This window comes from Paenibacillus taihuensis (genome assembly GCF_003386535.1).
GTDB classification, from domain to species: Bacteria; Bacillota; Bacilli; order Paenibacillales; family Paenibacillaceae; genus Paenibacillus_Z; species Paenibacillus_Z taihuensis.
The window spans coordinates 14,603-33,219 of record NZ_QTTN01000051.1 but is presented as its reverse complement, the minus strand read 5'-3'; the positions used below and the strand labels follow the sequence as shown (position 1 = coordinate 33,219).

The window sequence follows — 18,617 nt, the reverse complement described above, 5'->3', positions numbered from 1 at the left end:
GGCGCATGTTATTATTACGACTAATCCTTTATTTTGGCAGTATGGTAACATGGTAACACGTTAACAAACTAAAGTGTCGGTGGTGAATCTGGTGTCCAAACCTAAGGTGTTTGAGAAACCGATTGGGGTCAAAGATTATTTGCCGCATGCGGTATCGAAACTTAGACAAATTGAGAACCAAGTGTTGGCCTGCATGAGCTCATGGGGCTACGAGCAAATCATGACGCCAACGATGGAATATTACGATACGGTGGGCGTTGCAAGCTCGACGTCTGACCAGAAGCTGTTCAAGCTGCTTAATAACCGGGGTACGACGCTTGTACTCCGCTCCGATATGACGGCTCCGATTGCGCGGGTCGTTGCTTCTGTATTGAAGGACGTGCAATTCCCGATCCGTCTCTCCTATCATTCGAACGTGTTCCGTGCGATCGAAGAGGAAGCGGGACGCGAGGCGGAGTTCTTCCAAACTGGCGTAGAGCTGGTTGGGGATGCTTCTGCTGAGGCGGATGCCGAGGTTGTCGCGCTAGCGATTGCTTCGCTCCAAGCTGCTGGTGTCAGCCGCTTCAAGATCGCGATTGGCCATGTCGGCTTCTTGAACGGGCTGTTCGAAGAGGCGCTGCCAGGGCAGCTTGAAGCGCAAGAAGAGCTGAAAGCTTATTTGCTCGGCCGGGACTATGTCGGCTATAGAGAATGCCTGCGCGGCTTGACGTTGTCAGAGCAGATGCGCCTTGAGCTTGAGGGCATTATCCGTCTTCGCGGCGGACAGGAAATCTGCGATCAAGCGATGGCACTCAGCCTGGATGCGACGGCACAGGCGTCTATCAAACATCTATGCGAGATGTGGGATGTGCTGGCTGCGTACGGCGTACAAGAGCATGTGCTGATTGATCTAACGATGATTGGCGATTTTAAATATTATACAGGCATGACGTTCGAAGGCTATGCGGCAGACTTGGGCTTCCCGGTTGCGAGCGGCGGTCGCTACGATAATCTGCTGCAGCAGTTCGGACGCCCGGCACCAGCCACAGGGTTCGCGATCAAGACGACGCGTATCCTGGAGCTAATCGGTGCTGCTGCGGGCGAACAAGCGGCTGAGCGGATTTTGATCGGCTATGACGCCGAGGGCCGACAAGCTGCACTTGCGAAGGCTAGTGAACTGCGGGGGGCGGCGACTGCCGATGAGGCGGTTATCGTTGTGACGGAGCGTATGGATAGCTCGGCTGAGCAGAAGATGCAGGACGTCGTTAATGCGGCGGACGGAGGTCCGCTGCAGTATAAGGGCGCTACGTTTACGAAGCTGCTGACCTACTTCGGCAGCGGGGTACGAGGAGGTGCTGCGAAGTGAGCACAAACGGATTGAATCAAGCTGCGGATGGAGCGAACCGGGAGCTGTTGAAGGTTGCGATGCCGAAGGGCCGCATCTATAAAGTAGCATCGAAGCTGTTCCGCGAAGCCGGCGTGCCGATTCCAAGCGATTTCGAAGATACGCGCAAGCTCATCATCGACTTGCCGGAAGCGGGCATGTCGTTCATCATGGCGAAGCCGGTCGATGTACCGACTTACGTCGAGTACGGCGTTGCTGACATCGGTATCGTGGGCAAGGACGTCTTGATGGAAGAGAGTAAGGATGTCTACGAGCTGCTAGATCTCGGCATTGCCAAGTGCCGCATGTCCGTTATCGGACTGCCGGACTGGAAGCCGGTCATTCATCCTCGCGTAGCGACGAAGTACCCGAATGTCGCTTCGCAATACTTCCGCGAGCTGGGACAGCAGGTTGAAGTGATCAAGCTGAACGGCTCGATCGAGCTGGCGCCGCTGATCGGGCTGGCCGATCGGATTGTCGATATGGTCGAAACCGGCCAGACGCTGCGCGAGAACGGCCTTGTCGAGATGGAGCAAATCTTCGGCATTACGAGCCGATTGATTGCGAACCGGGTCAGCTACCGGATGAAGAACGATGCGATTCAAAGCTTATGCGATAAGCTGCAGCATGCCATTGCGGCGAATGCAGTGAGATAGATTGATTTGATGGCAGGTCGCTGCTGGATGGCAGCGGCTCTTGCGGAGGGAGAGAATGGCGTATGCGTAAGCTGCGTGCGGAGCAGTTCGGCTTAACGCGCAAGGTGGACTACGGTTCACCTGAGCAAAATGAATCGGTTCGCCAGATCGTCGAGGCGGTGCGAACCGAAGGAGATGCGGCATTGCTGCGCTATGCGGAGCAGCATGACCGTGTTCGTCTGAACGCGGCGGAACTTCGCGTCACGGAGAGCGAGATTCAGGCCGCCTACGACCGTGTAGATGCGGCGTTCCTGACGGCGATTCGCGAAGCGGCGGCGAACATTCGCAAGTTTCACGAGAAGCAGCTGCGCCAGTCCTGGGTCGACGTCCAGCCGGACGGCACGATGCTCGGCCAGCTGCTGCGGCCGCTGAAGCGCGTCGGCGTCTATGTGCCTGGCGGCAAGGCAGCGTACCCGTCCTCGGTGCTGATGAATGTCATCCCGGCACAGGTCGCTGGCGTGCCTGAGATCGTCATGGTGACGCCTCCCGCAACAGGCGGCAAAGCCGGCATTGACCCGTACATTCTCGTCGCGGCTGCGGAAGCGGGCGTGAAAGAGATGTACCGCGTCGGCGGCGCGCAAGCGGTTGCCGCGCTCGCTTACGGCACGGAATCGATCCCGCCGGTGGACAAGATTTGCGGTCCCGGCAATATCTACGTTGCGCTCGCGAAGCGCTCGGTATTCGGCGTCGTCGCCATCGACAGCATCGCCGGCCCGAGCGAAATCGTCGTGCTGGCGGATGAAACGGCTGATCCTGCGTACGTGGCAGCTGACCTGCTGTCGCAGGCGGAGCATGATGAGATGGCGTCGGCGATTCTCGTGACGACATCGGAGCAGCTCGGCGATGCCGTTGCTGCAGAAGTGGAGCGTCAGCTTGCTACGCTTCCGCGCGAAGGAACGGCGAGACAGTCGATTGCCGATTACGGCGCGATTCTGCTCGCCGAATCGATGGATGAAGCGATTGCCGCCGTCAACCGGATGGCGCCGGAGCATCTGGAAGTGATGACTGCAGAGCCGATGGCGCTGCTTGGCCGTATTGAGAATGCAGGCGCGATCTTCGTCGGGCCGTACAGCTCGGAGCCGGTTGGCGACTACTTCGCCGGACCGAATCATATTCTGCCGACGAACGGGACAGCACGCTTCTCCTCGCCGGTGAACGTGGACGATTTTGTGAAGAAATCGAGCCTCATCTACTACAGCAAGGACGCACTGCTTGCGAATGGCGACCAAATTATGACGCTTGCCCGTCATGAGGGGCTTGAAGCGCATGCAAGAGCGATTGAGATTCGGCTAGAGCGGGAGCGTTAAGCACCGTAAAAATAAATACAGGCTACCCTGGAAAGAAGGATGCATTCATGGCAGAGAACGTGATTCGTGCCTCCGAAGTGGCGCGCAAAACGAATGAAACGGACATTAAGCTGGCGTTAGCAGTGGACGGCAGCGGCACAGCGAAGATCGAGACGGACGTGCCTTTCCTGAACCATATGCTCGATCTGTTCACGAAGCATGGTCAATTCGATCTCGCAGTTGAAGCGCAAGGCGATGTGGATATCGACGATCACCACACGGTTGAGGATATCGGCATCTGCCTCGGCCAGACGCTCCGTGAGGCACTTGGCGATAAACGCGGCATTAAGCGTTATGCCTCCGTGTTCGTTCCGATGGACGACGCGCTGGCTCAGGTTATCATCGATATCAGCAACCGCCCGGCTTTCGAATACCGCGCTCAATATCCGTCCCAGCAAGTGGGCAGCTTCCAGGTGGAGCTGGTTCACGAGTTTCTGTGGAAGCTTGCTCTTGAAGCGCGCATCAATCTTCATGTTATCGTCCATTACGGGGTGAACACGCATCATATGATCGAAGCGGTATTCAAGGCGCTTGGCCGCGCGCTCGACGAGGCGACAAGCATTGATCCGCGCGTGCAAGGAGTGCCTTCGACGAAAGGAGTGCTGTAGGATGATCGCGATCATCGATTACGGCATGGGGAACCTCCACAGCGTAAGCAAAGCGGTTGAGCGGCTCGGATTCGAGGCGTTCATTACGGCGGACGCGAAAGAAATTATGGAGGCGGACGGTGCGATTCTGCCAGGGGTCGGCGCCTTCGGCGATGCGATGCAGAACCTGCAGAACACCGGTCTAGACGAAGTGACGAAGTTCTACGCTGCTTCGGGCAAGCCGCTGCTCGGTATTTGCCTTGGCATGCAGCTGTTGTTCAGCGAGAGCGAGGAATATGGCCGTCACGAGGGACTCGGCTTGCTGCCAGGTACCGTGAACCGTTTCCAAGGCGATTTCAAGGTGCCGCACATGGGCTGGAACAAGCTTGAATTCAAGCAGCAGCAAAGTCCGTTATTCGAAGGACTGACGCCAGGCCATGTCTACTTCGTCCACTCCTTCCATGTGAAGCCGGAGCGGTCCTCGGATCTGCTCGCGACGACGGATTATTATGGACAAGTAACGGCGATCGTCGGACGCGGCAACGTGTACGGCATGCAGTTTCATCCGGAGAAGAGCGGCGAGCTCGGCATGAGCCTGCTGCGCAATTTCCTTGCATTAAAGGGAGCGCGAGAAACAGTTCGTTAAGGGTAAGAGAAGGGAGGTAAGCATATCCATGCTAGCCAAACGTATTATTCCATGTCTGGATGTCAAAGACGGACGTGTCGTAAAAGGGGTTAATTTCGTCAACTTGCGCGATGCCGGCGATCCGGTGGAGCTTGCGGCGATTTACGACAAGGAAGGCGCGGACGAGCTTGTCTTCCTTGATATTTCTGCATCGGTTGAAGGCCGGGCGACGATGATCGAAGTGGTCAAACGGACAGCCGGCGAAATTACGATTCCGTTCACGGTAGGCGGCGGCATCTCGCACGTTGATGACATGAAGCGTCTGCTTCGTGCTGGTGCTGATAAGATCGGCATTAACACGGCGGCCGTGAAGAATCGCGACCTTGTGAAGGACGGCGCGCGCAAGTTCGGCTCGCAGTGCATCGTCGTTGCAATCGACGCGAAGTTCAATCCCGCATGGGGCGAATGGGAAGTGTACACGCATGGCGGACGGACGGCAACGGGCATCAAGGCGCTTGCTTGGGCCAAAGAGGTCGAATCGCTCGGGGCGGGTGAGATCCTGCTGACAAGCATGGACGCGGACGGCACGAAGGACGGCTTCGACTTGAAGCTGACGCAGGCCGTATCCGATTCACTCAGCATTCCGGTTATCGCTTCCGGCGGTGCGGGCAAGGTAGAGCATTTCTATGATGTATTCCAGCAGGGGCACGCGGATGCGGGCCTCGCAGCAACGATATTCCACTACAAAGAGATGACGATCCGCGAAGTGAAGGATGATTTGCGGCTGAAAGGAGTCGAAATCCGGTGAGTTTGAATACGAGTTCGATCAAATGGAATGAAGCGGGACTGGTCCCTGCCATCGTGCAGGACGCCGTTAGCAAAGAAGTGCTTATGATGGCGTACATGAACGAGGAATCCTATGCGCGCTCCATCGAGACAGGCGAGACGTGGTTCTGGAGCCGTTCGCGCGGCGAGCTGTGGCACAAAGGCGCAACGAGCGGCCACACACAGCAGATCGTCTCGATGCACTATGATTGTGATGGCGATACGCTGCTTGTGCGCGTTGTACAGAACGGGCCGGCTTGTCATAACGGCACGTACAGCTGCTTCACGAATGCAGTTGAAGGTGTTGGCGCTTCGGCTTCAACTTCAGTTTCGGCTGGTGAGCTGTTGCAATCAAGCGACCGGTTCGCGATGCTGAACCAACTCGAAGCGACGATCGCTCAGCGCTATATCGAGCGTCCGGAAGGCGCTTATACGACGTATCTGTTCGAGAAGGGCGTCGATAAGATCCTGAAGAAAGTCGGCGAAGAGTCGGCAGAGGTTATTATCGCAGCGAAGAACAAAGACAATGACGAGCTCCGCTGCGAAGCTAGCGACCTTATCTTCCATCTGATGGTGCTGCTCCGTGAACGCGGACTGTCACTTGATGAGATCATGGCTGAGTTGAATCGACGTCATAATAAGTCCAAGCAGCCTTCCTAGGCGTGTCTAGCACGATACGAAACCGAGTCCTCGTCCGCGAGCGCTCGGTTTCTGTGGCGTTAGCCAACCTTTTTGCCATACAATTGTCAAACAATGCGGCAAAATGCGTGAGAGGATGCAAGTGGACGAGATTAGGCATTTCGTGGAGTTAAGCACTTCCATAGTGCTTTTGATCGATTTTTGAAATATGGTGAATTCCATGTATAATGGATGATGTCGAAAGAAGCGGTTTTTGTAAGCATATAAATTAAAGTGGTCTAATCGCTCAGGAGGGTAAAATGTTGTTTAGCGACAAGCTGCGTATTTTCTCGGGTTCCTCGAATCCCAAACTAGCTGCACAGATCTGTGAGAATCTCGGTGTGGAGCTCGGTAAAAGCAAACTGTCTCGTTTCAAAAGCGGTGAAATTTACGTTCACTATGAGGAGACCATCCGTAACTGTGACGTATTCATCGTACAGTCGTTCTCGCATCCCATCAATGATCATTTTGTCGAGCTGCTCGTCATGATCGATGCGGCGAAGCGTGCTTCCGCACGTACCGTCAACATCATCGTTCCGTACTACGGTTATGCACGTCAAGAGCGCAAGGCTGCTCCGCGTGAACCGATCTCGGCTAAAATGCTTGCGGACGTGCTGACGACTGTTGGTGCGAACCGCGTTATCACAATCGATTTGCATGCACCTGCGATCCAGGGCTTCTTCAACATCCCAGTGGATCACCTGACAGGTCTTGATCTGATCAGTGATTATTTGAAATCGAAGAACATCAAGAATCCAATCGTCGTTTCCCCGGATGCTGGACGCGCCTCGACTGCCGAGAAGCTGGCCAACTATCTGGATGCACCGTTCGCGATTATGATTAAGAAGCGTCCGGCGCATAACGAGTCTGTCATCACACACGTTATTGGTGATGTAGAAGGTCAGACACCGATTATTATCGAGGACCTGATTGATACGGGCACAACGATCGTCAACGTCGTTGAAGGTCTTAAAGAACGCGGCGCTGAAGACGTGTATGTATGCGCGACGCACCCGCTCTTCTCCGGCCCTGCGCTGCAGCGATTGGATCACCCGAATATTAAAGAAGTCGTTGTTACTGACTCCATTGCACTGCCAGAGGATCATTCCGATCGCTTTACTGTGCTGTCTGTTGCGCCAATCTTGGCAGAGACAACACGCATCATTCTTGAGGGCGGATCGATCAGCACACTCTTCAAGAATGCTGGCATCTAGTACACATATGGGCCGCGTCACAGCGACCAATTACCGAAATCGCGGGCCTATGCCCGCGATTTCCCACATATTCTTTCGTGTAAGGATAGGCCGCGCTATGGTATAATCGTAGATACTTTGATGTACCGGGGAGGTGCCTTGTGCTATGAAGGAAAAGAAAATTGCGATAGCCAGCCAGAACACAAAGATCATACCGATTCAATGGGACGCAACGTTCTTCTTCGAGCGAGCGGTCCGGTCGATGGATCGTTATCACTACGACAAGGCACTGAAGTATTTCCGCCGCGCGGCCGAATATGAGCCAGAGAATCCTGTGAACCATTGCAATATGGCCGGGATTCTGTCGGAGATGGGGAACTACGAGGAGTCCAATCGGATTCTGAATTCGATCGTGAGCGAGCTCGATCCCGAGATGACGGAATGCCATTTCTATATGGCGAACAATTACGCCAATATGGAGAACTATGAAGCGGCCGAAGAATCGCTTATTCGTTACTTGGAGGAAGACCCCGACGGTCAGTTCCTTGAGGAAGCGGAAGAGATGATGGAGCTGCTGCATTTCGAACTGGAACGACCGACGAAGCTCGCTTTTATTAAAGCGCGCGAAGGTTTCTTCGAGCATGACCGGGCGAGGTCGATGCTTGAAGAAGGCAAATTCGTCGAAGCGGTAAGATTGCTTGAGAGCATTGTGGAGAAGAACGGCGAGTTTATGGCGGCCCGCAACAATTTGGCGCTGGCCTATTACTATATGGGCATGTTCGAAAAAGCGATGGTGACGATTCAGCAGGTGCTGGAGCTCGAACCGGGCAATTTGCATGCGCTTTGCAACCTTGCGATTTTCTATCAGCAGGCCGGAGACAAGGAGCACTTGAAGCCGCTTGTGGAGCTGCTGTGCAAGACGGTGCCTTTCCATCAGGAGCATGTGTTTAAGCTGGCGACGACAATGGGCATTCTAGGTGAACATGGCGAAGCGTACCGTCACTTCACTCGTTTGCTGAAGGATAACGCGCTGAAGTCTGATCCTTGCCTGTATCACTACGCCGCTGTTGCGGCATGCAACATCGGACGCTATGAAGAAGCGAGACGACTGTGGCATCAAGTGAGCAAGCTGGACAGCGAATCGCATGTGCCGGGCTACTACTTGGAGCAGCTCGAGCTGATGGAGAACGGCCTGAATGCAGCGCCGACGAGTTATCACTACCATCTCCCGTTCGAAGAGCAGTTCAAGCTATGGGAGAAGCGGTCCGAAGCGCTGCCCGATCATATGAAGCGGGATCCGCTCGTGCGGTCGTCCTTCTTCTGGGCGCTGCGTCACGGTGATCGGCATACGAAGCTGCAGGTCATTCAAGCGCTCGGCATGATTGCCGACAATGAAGTGAAGGACGCCCTGCGCGACTTCATTCTGGAGCCGCAAGAGGATGACTACTTGAAGCGGATTGCGATCTTCGTGCTCCGCTCGATCGGTGTGCATGAGTCGCTGCGTGCGGTGCTTGAGGGCAAAGAGACGGTCATCGAGCATAGCCGGATGCCGTCGCGTCTGCCGATTTGGGAAGACAAGTGGCAGTCGGTGCTCGAAGCGGCACTCGCACGCATGAACAAACATTATGATCTTGTGCAGCAGCATGACCTGCTGACGCTCTGGATCGAGTTTCTGTCGCGCATCTATCCGAACGTGCCGAAGCTCGGCAAAGTAGAAGGCTGGGCGGCTGCGCTTGAATATTTGACTGCGAAGATGCATCGCAGAGAAATCTCGTATCACGAAGTGTCTCAGCGTTACGGCACGTCGATCGCGACCGTAAGCAAATGCGCGAAGCGCATCGATGAGATATGCGGCATTAAAGAGAAGATGCGCATGGTTTTGCCTGGGCAAAACCTTCGCTAACAGATAAAGAGAAGAACAACAAGCAATAGACATTATTGTTGTAGGAGGCACCAATCGTGTACAAAGCAATTATTATCGGAACAGGTCCTGCGGGACTGACAGCTGCGATTTACTTGGCACGTGCGAATATGAATCCGCTTGTTATTGAAGGTCCGGAACCGGGCGGTCAATTGACAACGACGACGGAAGTGGAGAACTTCCCAGGCTTCCCTGAAGGTATTATGGGTCCGGATCTGATGGCGAATATGCGTAAGCAAGCAGAGCGCTTCGGCGCGGAATTCCGTACAGGCTGGGTAAACTCGGTCGATACGTCGAAACGTCCGTTCACGCTTCAAGTCGAAGGTCAAGGCGAGCTCCAAGCGGAATCGCTTATTATCTCGACTGGCGCTTCCGCGAAGTACCTCGGAATCACGAATGAGCGCGAGAATGTGGGCAAAGGCGTAAGCACTTGCGCAACTTGCGACGGCTTCTTCTTCCGCGGGAAGAAGATTATCGTTGTCGGCGGCGGCGACTCCGCGATGGAAGAAGCGAACTTCCTGACTCGCTTCGCTACCGAGGTTGTGCTTGTACACCGCCGTCCGGAGCTGCGCGCTTCTAAAATCATGCAGGACCGTGCGCGCGAGAACAGCAAGATCAGCTGGGCACTAGACCGCACGCCGCTTGAAGTCGTTGCGACTGGCATGGGCGTAACTGGCCTTAAGGTTCGCAACAACGAGACAGGCGAAGAAGAAGTGATCGAGACGAACGGTATCTTCGTTGCAATCGGCCACACGCCGAACACGAAGTTCCTCGGCGGTCAGCTGGAAACAGACGAGACAGGCTATCTGAAAGTGAAGCCGGGCACTTCCGAGACGAACATTCCGGGCATCTTCGCTTGCGGCGACGTACAGGACAACAAGTACCGCCAAGCGATTACTGCAGCGGGAAGCGGCTGTATGGCTGCGCTTGATTGCGAGAAGTTCCTCGAAGGCCACGCTACGCACGACTGGAGCCAATCGCTTTAACACAAGGTCGTTTCATTTATAGCCTATATCACATGGATGACGCTGTCCGAAATTAACGGACGGCGTCACTTCATGTACGAGCGGCAACCCTTGCCGGCCTTGGTTCATGGGGCGTTTTCGCTCGGAATTCGCCGGAGTTTGTTTGTCCTTGACCAGTTGGAAGCGTTCGCTTATAGTTTTAGTTGCAAGCCAAGAACGAAGGAATCACTAATTTCCTATATTATAGAGGTGGCCTAATATGTCAGAGAAAATTGTCGTAGGTGTCGATATCGGCGGAACTTCCATTAAAGTTGGGATTTGCAGCATGGAAGGCGAATTGCTGCATACATTTGAAGGACCGACTGAAGTTGAGAAAGGTTCTGACGTCGTTTGCGATAACATCGCAAAATACGCGAAGCAAATCGTTGAAGAGTCCGCATACACTTGGGAGCAAGTTGAAGGCGTAGGCATTGGCATCGCCGGCTTCTTGGATATTCCAAACGGTATTGTCAAGAAATCGGTCAACCTGTTCTTCGACAATGTGCCTCTGAAGGCTATTCTTGAAGAGAAGCTTGAGAAGAAAGTACTTGTAAACAATGACGCGAACGTTGCGGCGCTTGGCGAAGCATGGGCTGGCGCGGGTCGCGGCATCAGTGATTGCGTATGCTACACGCTCGGTACAGGCGTTGGCGGCGGCGTCATCATTAACGGTAAAGTCGTTGAAGGCTTCGCTGGCATGGCTGGCGAGCTTGGACATATGGTTATTGTTCCTGATTTGGAAGCTATTCAATGTAACTGCGGTCAAATGGGCTGCCTGGAGACAGTATCCTCCGCTACCGGGATTATTCGCATGGCGAAAGATGCTGTTGAACGCGGCGATCGCACCTCGCTCTCGTTCGTTGAGAACATCGCAGCGAAAGACGTTATCGATGCGGCAAAAGCTGGCGACGAAGTTGCAGCGCGCATCGTAACTCGTGCCGCTTACTACCTGGGCAAATCGCTCGGTACGATGGCCGTTGTTCTGAACCCGCAGCGCTTCATCATCGGCGGCGGCGTGTCGAAAGCAGGCGAATTCCTGTTTGAACAAATCCGCGAAGCATTCAAGAAGTCGGCTCCGGCTATGGCGCAAGAAGGCGTCGAGATCGTTCCTGCGATTCTCGGCAACGATGCTGGTGTGGTTGGCGCGGCTGGCCTTATTATTCGTTCTTAAGAAGAACGTCTGTTTCGGGTAGGGGGAGGGAAAGACGATGGAAGTGGGAACAGCGAAGGCAAAGCTGGTTATTATAACGGGCATGTCCGGCGCTGGCAAGACGATTGCAGTACAGAGCCTAGAGGATCTCGGTTTCTTCTGTGTCGATAATTTGCCGCCGGTGCTAATACCGAAGTTTGCCGAGTTGATTGAACAATCGAATGGCAAAATCGGCAAGGTAGCGCTCGTAATAGACCTGCGTGGGCGCGAGTTTTTCACCGCATTGTCGGAGTCTCTAGCTTACGTGAAAGAGCATTATACAATCGGGTACGAGATCTTGTTCCTCGATGCGACAGATAGCGTGCTCGTTCAGCGTTACAAGGAGAGCCGCCGGCTGCATCCGCTGGCGGCGGAAGGGCTGCCGCTTGAAGGAATCAAGCTGGAGCGGCGCCTGCTCGAAGATTTGAAGGGCTGGGCGACGCAGGTGATCGATACAAGCAACCTGAAGCCGGCACAGCTTAAGGAACGTATTATCTCCCGATTTACGAATTCCGATGTGAGCAAAATATCGGTTAACGTCATTTCATTCGGATTTAAATATGGCATTCCAATCGATGCCGATTTGATTTATGATGTCAGATTCCTGCCTAATCCGCATTATGTTGATCATCTCAGACCGAACACAGGGCAAAATCCTGAAGTGTACGAGTATGTCATGAAATGGCCGGAGACGCAGACCTTTCTGACGAAGCTGCTCGATATGCTTCAGTTTCTGATCCCGCTGTATCACAAAGAAGGCAAGAGCCAGATTGTCATTGGCATAGGCTGTACCGGCGGTAAACACCGGTCGGTTGCCATTGCCGAGTATTTGGGCCGTATGCTGGGCAGCAGTGATACGGAACTCGTTCGTGTCAGCCATCGGGATTCAGAGCGTGATCGGAGCTGAGGCAGAATGACGACGACTGAGCGTCGAAAGGAACAATTGCCCCGTATCGTCGTCATTGGCGGCGGTACGGGTCTTTCCGTCATGTTGCGCGGATTGAAGGAGAAGCCCCTTGATATTACGGCCATCGTGACCGTGGCAGATGATGGCGGCAGCTCCGGAATATTGCGTAACGAGCTTCAGATGCCGCCTCCAGGCGATATCCGCAACGTGCTGATTGCGCTTGCGGATGTGGAACCGCTTCTGTCTGACATGCTGCAGTACCGGTTCAACTCGGGTACAGGGCTTGCCGGGCACAGCTTGGGCAATTTGATGCTTGCAGCGATGACGGACATCTCGGGCGATTTCGTCTCCGGCGTGCGGATGCTGAGCAAAGTATTGGCGGTGCGCGGACGTGTCCTCCCAGCTGCTGGCGAAGCGATCGTGCTTAAAGCGGAAACGGTAGACGGAACGATTATTACCGGGGAGTCGAACATTCCGAAGGCAGGCAAAGCCATCAAGCGGGTCTTCATTGAACCGCCGGATGTGGAGCCGCTGGAGGAAGCGGTGGAGGCCATAAGGCAGGCCGATGCCATCTTGATCGGGCCAGGCAGCTTGTACACGAGTATCATTCCGAATTTGCTCGTGCCGAAGCTGGCAGAGAGCATCGTCGATTCGAATGCGGTCAAAATGTTCGTCTGCAACGTGATGACACAGCCAGGCGAAACCGACAACTATTCGGTCAGCGACCATCTGGCGGCGGTCCATGCGCATATCGGACATCATCTGTTCGACTATGTCATCGTCAACGATGGTGAAATACCGGAGCAAGTGCAGATGAAATATGCCGAGCGCGGTGCGAAGGCGGTTCATCTGGATTTAGAAGAAGTGAAGCGGCGCGGCTATGAGGTCATCGCCGATAAACTGGTGCTGTTCCGTACGTATCTGAGACATGATGCGGTGCGGCTCAGCCATCATATTTATCAGCTTGTGGAAAGCTGGATGGAACGAAAGAGGTGAGTTACATTGTCTTTTGCGGGACAAACCAAAAAAGAGTTGACGCTCATCGAAGCGGATCCGTGCTGTGAGAGAGCGGAGCTTTCGGCGCTCATCCGAATGAATGGCTCGGTATCGCTATCCAGCCGTAAAATCATCCTCGATATCTCTACCGAGAATGCCGCGATTGCAAGACGAATCTACTCCCTCATTAAGAAGCAGTTTGACGTGCATACGGAGCTGCTCGTGCGCAAGAAGATGAGACTGAAGAAGAATAACGTCTATATCGTACGGATTCCGGCCAAGGTTCAAGAGATATTGAGTGAGTTAAGGATTGTTTCTGAAGGATTTATGTTCAATCAGGGCATCGATAAGGAGATCATCCGCAAGTCCTGCTGCAAACGGTCGTATTTGCGCGGCGCGTTTCTGGCAGGCGGCTCGGTGAATAATCCGGAGGGGTCCTCCTATCATCTTGAAATTGCAACCATGTACGAAGAGCACTGCAAGGCGCTTGTGGAGCTGGCGAACAAGTTCGAATTGAACGCCCGCTGCATCGAACGCAAAAAAGGCTTCATCTTCTACATGAAAGAGGGCGAGAAAATTATCGAGTTCCTCAGCATCGCCGGTGCGCACCAGGCGCTGTTCAAGTTCGAGGATGTCCGCATCATGCGGGATATGCGTAACTCCGTGAATCGGATCGTTAACTGCGAGACAGCCAATCTGAATAAGACCATTGGTGCGGCTGTGCGGCAGATCGATAATATTAAGCTGCTGGAGCGGGAGGTTGGCCTTGATTCCTTGCCGGATAAGCTTCGGGAAGTGGCTCAAGTGCGGCTGACGCACCCTGACCTGAATCTGACGGAAGTCGGCGAAATGCTTAGCGGTAAAGTGAGCAAGTCCGGTGTGAATCACCGTTTGCGCAAAATCGACGAGCTTGCCGAAAAAATACGGAACGGTTCAGCGGAAGGCTAGTGTAGACTTAAGAAAAGTGCTATAATGGTGAGCAAGTGTAAACGGATGTCGCCATCCTTTGGCGACAAAAAGCTAACGTTTCACGGAGACATTATAGAAATTCATACAGATGAAGCATATAAATTCTATAATGTTAAAATGACGTTTGTAAATGTCTCAATCGTTGGATTGAATTTCGTATAGGGGGTAAGGTTTCCATGACAAGACACCCGGTTGTCGTTCGACTGAAGACGGGTCTTCATGCAAGACCAGCCGCACTTTTTGTTCAGGAAGCGAACAAGTTTTCTTCTGAGGTGTTCGTAGAGAAAGACGATAAAAAAGTGAACGCTAAATCGATTATGGGTATTATGAGCCTTGCAATCAGCTCCGGTACTGAAGTTACGATTAGTGCAGAAGGTTCCGACGCCGATCAGGCTGTAACCGCTTTAGTCAACTTGGTAAGCAAGGAAGAGTTGGAAAACCAATAAGATCGGCAAAACGATCACCATGAAGAAACTCCCTTGCGGGGGTTTTTTCTATTTTCGGAACTATTTTCCGCAGCGCCCGCAACAAAGGAAAGACTTGCAGCGTCTGAGTAGACAGAAGTGACAATTTGATTAGAAAAGGGGCTGCGATCAAATGTTGTGGAATCGGAAATGGGTACTGGTGCCTGTACTGGCACTGGCGGTAGGGGTTGGAACGGTGTTCGGAGCGGCAAGCCATAACGGCAATGAGGTGTACGCGGTCGATAACAGCGCTATCGTTCAGAAGAGCACGATTACGGTTGCGGGAACAGGCAAGCTGCAGGTCACGCCTGACGTTGCTTATGTGAACGTTTCCGTGGAGACTCACGCAACGACAGCGAAGGATGCACAAGCGCAGAATGCGACACAGTTCGCAGGTCTGAAGAAGGTGCTGTTCACGACGTACAAGATGGCGGAGAAGGATGTAAAGACAACGGGCTTCTACGTTCAGCCGGAGTACAGCTACGATCAGAAGACGGGCGAGAGCAAAGTGAAAGGGTACGTAGCGACACATAGCGTTCAAATTACGACGCGTAACCTGGATGGCATCGGACAGCTGCTGGATGCATTGTCGGCATCGGGCGTTAACCGTGTGGAAGGCGTTCAATTCGATACTGAGAAGCAAGACCAATACGAGTTGCAGGCGCTCGATAAGGCGATGGCGAATGCAAGAGCGAAAGCCGATACACTTGCGAAGGCAGCGGGCAAGCAAGTGAAAGAAGTCATCTCGATCTCGCAAAATAGCGTCAATGCCGGTCCGATCTACTACGGTCAAGGCAACATGGCGGCAGCGGACAGCGCAATGTCGGGTTCGAAAGCGCCAACGAGCATCGAGACAGGTACGATCAACGTCTCCACCGACATTACCGTCGTTTACGAAATGCAATAATAGAGATAGAAACAGAGAAGGCAGGCCATTCTCCCGAAGGAGAGCGGCCTGCCTTTATTCATGCAATACGCTTATGCCAGCGTCTTATGGTCGTCGTTGATCGATAGTCCTCGCTGCTCGATGGCATGTTCAATCAGGGCAATGAATTCTTCGGACAAACGCATTGCAATCGCTTCGTGATAAACCTCAATCAGATGATTATCGCTAAGCGGACGCAGCAGCAGAGACTTGTCCTGCATCGGCAAGAACAAATTGTGGGTATCCCCATCTGTCGTATGTGCATAGCCCGGCTCGTAGCCAGGGGTGTACTGCGCGTATGCGTTTCCAGCATCGCTCGTTCGAATGAAATTTCGCACGCTTGCGAATGGATTCGTAAGTTTCATGCGTGTGCAACTCCGTTATTATAGATTTCTGTGTCATAGCCTAAGGGACGGTGAATATGGAATCATTTAGTACATAGTAACATGATTTTTATAGCCAGTCCGCACCGATTCAGCGCGTTAAATGACCATTGACAGAACAAATAATTTATGGTATTTAATAACAATTTTAACCAGAGAAGGCAAAAGAGCGATCCTCCTAAGCAGGAAGATCGCTCTTTCATAGCGTGCATATTTAAGGCTGTTGCAAGCTTACGTGCTAAGGATTACAGCTTATCAATGACTTTATCAACGAGGCCGTAAGCAGCAGCTTCCGCAGCCGACATGAAATTATCGCGGTCCGTATCGCGCTCGATCTTCTCGAAGGATTGACCTGTGCGCTCTGCCAAGATTGTGTTCAGTCTGTCGCGAGTTTTCAAGATATGCTTCGCGCGAATCTCGATATCGCTTGCTTGACCTTGAGCGCCGCCGAGCGGCTGGTGGATCATCACTTCGCTGTTAGGCAGCGCATAACGTTTGCCCTTCTCGCCTGCAGCGAGCAAGAATGCACCCATCGAAGCGGCCATACCGACGCAGATCGTCGATACTTGGGGCTTAATGAAATTCATCGTATCAAAAATAGCGAGACCAGCGGATACCGAACCGCCAGGGCTGTTAATGTAAAGGGAGATGTCCTTATCCGGATCATCGGCTGCAAGGAACAACAGCTGCGCGATAATGGAGTTGGCGACCATATCGTTGACCGGCGTGCCGAGGAAAACAATTCGATCCTTCAGCAAACGGGAGTAGATGTCGTAAGCGCGTTCGCCGCGGTTGTTCTGTTCAATAACCATTGGTACGAAATTCATCATTTCCATCGTAAGACCTCCTTGGGAACATGTATTAAATAGTGAATCGTGTAATCATCATAACGGATTGATCAGGAAAAGTCAAAGATGGTCAAAACATCGCAAAAGTCAGTCAAATTGACGGGTTAGCAAGGTTACTTTGCAGTGGAATTGGAGATGCTGTATGAGGTGCAGGGGCATTACATGCGTGCGCGCGTGGATATGCAAGAAGGACCCTCCGTTATCGGAAGGTCCTTTGTTATGAATGCAGATGTAATTGAATTGTAAATGGCGCGCCCGCGAGGAATTGAACCTCGATCTCAGGCTCCGGAGGCCTACGTCATATCCATTGGACCACGGGCGCGTATAGTGACAGCGAAGATTAGTATATGCCATTGCACCGAGAAAAGCAAGTGTGGGCAATAAATTAAATTTTCGGAAATCGTGACAGTAAACGGTTTCACCGGGCAAACTGATCTTGCCCCTGCCTGAAGTTTGGAGTACAATATGTGTGGGACTAAAAAAGTGCATGCGGGACATTACACGTCCACGCACCTTGTCCCCTTGAATCGCGCTCTTTTCGTAACAGGAGTTGATGTTGAAGGATGCAAACTCTCATCGAAATACAGCAGCAGCTTCTTCCGGACTTGCTCGTTGTGATGAGAAAACGGTACCTCATACTCCGCCAGGTAATGCTCTCGGATATGGTCGGCCGGCGCACATTAGCAGCATCATTGGATATGACAGAGCGTGTGCTCCGAGCGGAGACGGATTTCCTGAAGGCTCAGGGGCTTCTCCTAATAGATGCGGCAGGCATGCGCATCAGTGAAGCCGGGAAGCGACTGCTGGAGGATATGGAGCCATTCTACAAGACGATGTTCGGCTTGTCGGAGCTGGAGGAACGAATTCGCCATCATTTTGGACTGAAGCAGGTTGTCATCGTATCCGGTGATTCGGATTCATCTCCGCACACGAAGCGGGAGCTTGGCAAGGCCGGCTGTGCCGTGCTGAGCAAGGCGATGAAGCAGAACGATGTCATTGCAGTAACCGGCGGATCCACGATGGCCCAAGTAGCGAATCAGCTGACGACACAGACGCCGTTCAAAGGGAATTGGTTCGTACCGGCACGGGGCGGGCTTGGCGAAAGCCTCGATTATCAAGCGAATACCATCGCCTCGACGATGGCGAAACGGACCGGCGCGCAGTACCGGATGCTCCATGTACCGGATCATCTCGGAGAGGAAGCTTACACATCCTTGATGCAGGAACCGAACGTGAGGGAGATTGTGGAGGTTATCCGCAGTGCCCGCATCGTCATACATGGGATCGGGGACGCTATGGTCATGGCGCGGCGCAGACGCGTGGACGCGACTGTAGTGGAAGCGATGGAAGCAGAAGGCGCGCTTGCGGAATCATTCGGCTACTACTTCGATCGAAGCGGTGCCGTCGTTCACAAGATGCTGACCGCGGGCCTCAGACTTGAGGACATTATGGAAACAGAAGTCGTCATCGCTATCGCAGGCGGACGCAGCAAGGGCGAAGCGATCGCAGCGGTGATGCATTTTGGGCATGATGATGTGCTCGTCACAGATGAAGCTGCGGCACTTGAGATTGCAGCGATCATCGATAAGGAAGAGCAAGAAGCTTCGGCCACAAGCAAGTGATCTTGACGAAAGCGGCCGGCTTACAGCTGCTGCTGGTACTCGTCTTGAGATAAATGAAATTATGTCTAGGAGGAATT

General features: G+C 53.3%; 19 protein-coding genes and 1 tRNA gene. 17 read left to right on the top strand and 3 right to left on the bottom strand.

Annotation, left to right across the window (positions count from 1 at the left end):
• Positions 1-91 precede the first annotated feature (91 nt).
• The 16 genes from A8990_RS27795 to A8990_RS27720 all read left to right on the top strand — a co-directional run bounded on the left by A8990_RS27795 (position 92) and on the right by A8990_RS27720 (position 15,669).
• The gene (locus tag A8990_RS27795; RefSeq protein ID WP_116192280.1) at positions 92-1,345 is read left to right on the top strand and encodes an ATP phosphoribosyltransferase regulatory subunit; all 1,254 of its coding nucleotides are present in this window, start codon (positions 92-94) and stop codon (positions 1,343-1,345) included.
• 59 nt (positions 1,346-1,404) lie between these two features.
• Entirely contained in the window at positions 1,405-2,019 is a 615-nt protein-coding gene (hisG, locus tag A8990_RS27790; RefSeq protein WP_116192291.1) for an ATP phosphoribosyltransferase, read from the top strand.
• A 62-nt stretch (positions 2,020-2,081) separates the two neighbouring features.
• The gene (gene hisD, locus A8990_RS27785) at positions 2,082-3,365 is read left to right on the top strand and encodes a histidinol dehydrogenase (protein WP_116192279.1); all 1,284 of its coding nucleotides are present in this window, start codon (positions 2,082-2,084) and stop codon (positions 3,363-3,365) included.
• A 47-nt stretch (positions 3,366-3,412) separates the two neighbouring features.
• Positions 3,413-4,012: an imidazoleglycerol-phosphate dehydratase HisB gene (gene hisB / locus A8990_RS27780; RefSeq protein ID WP_116192278.1), complete on the top strand. Its 600-nt coding sequence runs from the start codon at positions 3,413-3,415 to the stop codon at positions 4,010-4,012.
• Between the two features lies 1 nt (position 4,013).
• Positions 4,014-4,637: an imidazole glycerol phosphate synthase subunit HisH gene (gene hisH, locus A8990_RS27775; protein WP_116192277.1), complete on the top strand. Its 624-nt coding sequence runs from the start codon at positions 4,014-4,016 to the stop codon at positions 4,635-4,637.
• 28 nt (positions 4,638-4,665) lie between these two features.
• The gene (gene hisF, locus A8990_RS27770) at positions 4,666-5,424 is read left to right on the top strand and encodes an imidazole glycerol phosphate synthase subunit HisF (protein ID WP_116192276.1); all 759 of its coding nucleotides are present in this window, start codon (positions 4,666-4,668) and stop codon (positions 5,422-5,424) included.
• Entirely contained in the window at positions 5,421-6,101 is a 681-nt protein-coding gene (gene hisIE / locus A8990_RS27765) for a bifunctional phosphoribosyl-AMP cyclohydrolase/phosphoribosyl-ATP diphosphatase HisIE (RefSeq protein ID WP_116192275.1), read from the top strand. The genes hisF and hisIE overlap by 4 nt, the downstream gene beginning before the upstream one ends.
• A gap of 281 nt (positions 6,102-6,382) precedes the next feature.
• Positions 6,383-7,333 (top strand): ribose-phosphate diphosphokinase, encoded by a 951-nt coding sequence (locus A8990_RS27760; protein WP_116192290.1) that lies wholly within the window; start codon positions 6,383-6,385, stop codon positions 7,331-7,333.
• A gap of 145 nt (positions 7,334-7,478) precedes the next feature.
• Positions 7,479-9,215 carry a tetratricopeptide repeat protein gene (locus A8990_RS27755; RefSeq protein WP_116192274.1) on the top strand — a complete coding sequence of 579 codons (1,737 nt, stop codon included), beginning with the start codon at positions 7,479-7,481 and terminating at the stop codon, positions 9,213-9,215.
• Positions 9,216-9,271: 56 nt separating this feature from the next.
• The gene (gene trxB, locus A8990_RS27750) at positions 9,272-10,219 is read left to right on the top strand and encodes a thioredoxin-disulfide reductase (protein ID WP_116192273.1); all 948 of its coding nucleotides are present in this window, start codon (positions 9,272-9,274) and stop codon (positions 10,217-10,219) included.
• A 238-nt stretch (positions 10,220-10,457) separates the two neighbouring features.
• A complete protein-coding gene (locus A8990_RS27745) occupies positions 10,458-11,408 on the top strand; it encodes an ROK family glucokinase (RefSeq protein ID WP_116192272.1) in 951 nt (316 codons plus the stop codon).
• A 37-nt stretch (positions 11,409-11,445) separates the two neighbouring features.
• Positions 11,446-12,333 (top strand): RNase adapter RapZ, encoded by an 888-nt coding sequence (gene rapZ / locus A8990_RS27740; protein ID WP_116192271.1) that lies wholly within the window; start codon positions 11,446-11,448, stop codon positions 12,331-12,333.
• Positions 12,334-12,339: 6 nt separating this feature from the next.
• Positions 12,340-13,329, top strand: a complete 990-nt coding sequence (locus A8990_RS27735; protein WP_116192270.1) for a gluconeogenesis factor YvcK family protein — start codon at positions 12,340-12,342, stop codon at positions 13,327-13,329.
• A gap of 6 nt (positions 13,330-13,335) precedes the next feature.
• Positions 13,336-14,277, top strand: a complete 942-nt coding sequence (gene whiA / locus A8990_RS27730) for a DNA-binding protein WhiA (protein WP_116192269.1) — start codon at positions 13,336-13,338, stop codon at positions 14,275-14,277.
• A 197-nt stretch (positions 14,278-14,474) separates the two neighbouring features.
• Positions 14,475-14,744 (top strand): HPr family phosphocarrier protein, encoded by a 270-nt coding sequence (locus A8990_RS27725; protein WP_090583454.1) that lies wholly within the window; start codon positions 14,475-14,477, stop codon positions 14,742-14,744.
• 151 nt (positions 14,745-14,895) lie between these two features.
• Positions 14,896-15,669 (top strand): SIMPL domain-containing protein, encoded by a 774-nt coding sequence (locus tag A8990_RS27720; protein WP_116192268.1) that lies wholly within the window; start codon positions 14,896-14,898, stop codon positions 15,667-15,669.
• A 71-nt stretch (positions 15,670-15,740) separates the two neighbouring features.
• Here A8990_RS27720 and sda read toward each other — a convergent pair whose 3' ends face one another.
• From sda to A8990_RS27705, 3 genes are all read right to left on the bottom strand, one after another.
• Entirely contained in the window at positions 15,741-16,052 is a 312-nt protein-coding gene (gene sda / locus A8990_RS32390) for a sporulation histidine kinase inhibitor Sda (protein WP_245996261.1), read from the bottom strand.
• A gap of 263 nt (positions 16,053-16,315) precedes the next feature.
• The gene (gene clpP / locus A8990_RS27710) at positions 16,316-16,897 is read right to left on the bottom strand and encodes an ATP-dependent Clp endopeptidase proteolytic subunit ClpP (RefSeq protein ID WP_181909812.1); all 582 of its coding nucleotides are present in this window, start codon (positions 16,895-16,897) and stop codon (positions 16,316-16,318) included.
• Positions 16,898-17,165: 268 nt separating this feature from the next.
• A tRNA-Arg gene (locus A8990_RS27705) sits at positions 17,166-17,240 on the bottom strand.
• Positions 17,241-17,481: 241 nt separating this feature from the next.
• Here A8990_RS27705 and A8990_RS27700 point away from each other — a divergent pair.
• Positions 17,482-18,540: a sugar-binding transcriptional regulator gene (locus A8990_RS27700; protein WP_116192266.1), complete on the top strand. Its 1,059-nt coding sequence runs from the start codon at positions 17,482-17,484 to the stop codon at positions 18,538-18,540.
• The last annotated feature ends 77 nt before the right edge of the window (positions 18,541-18,617 follow it).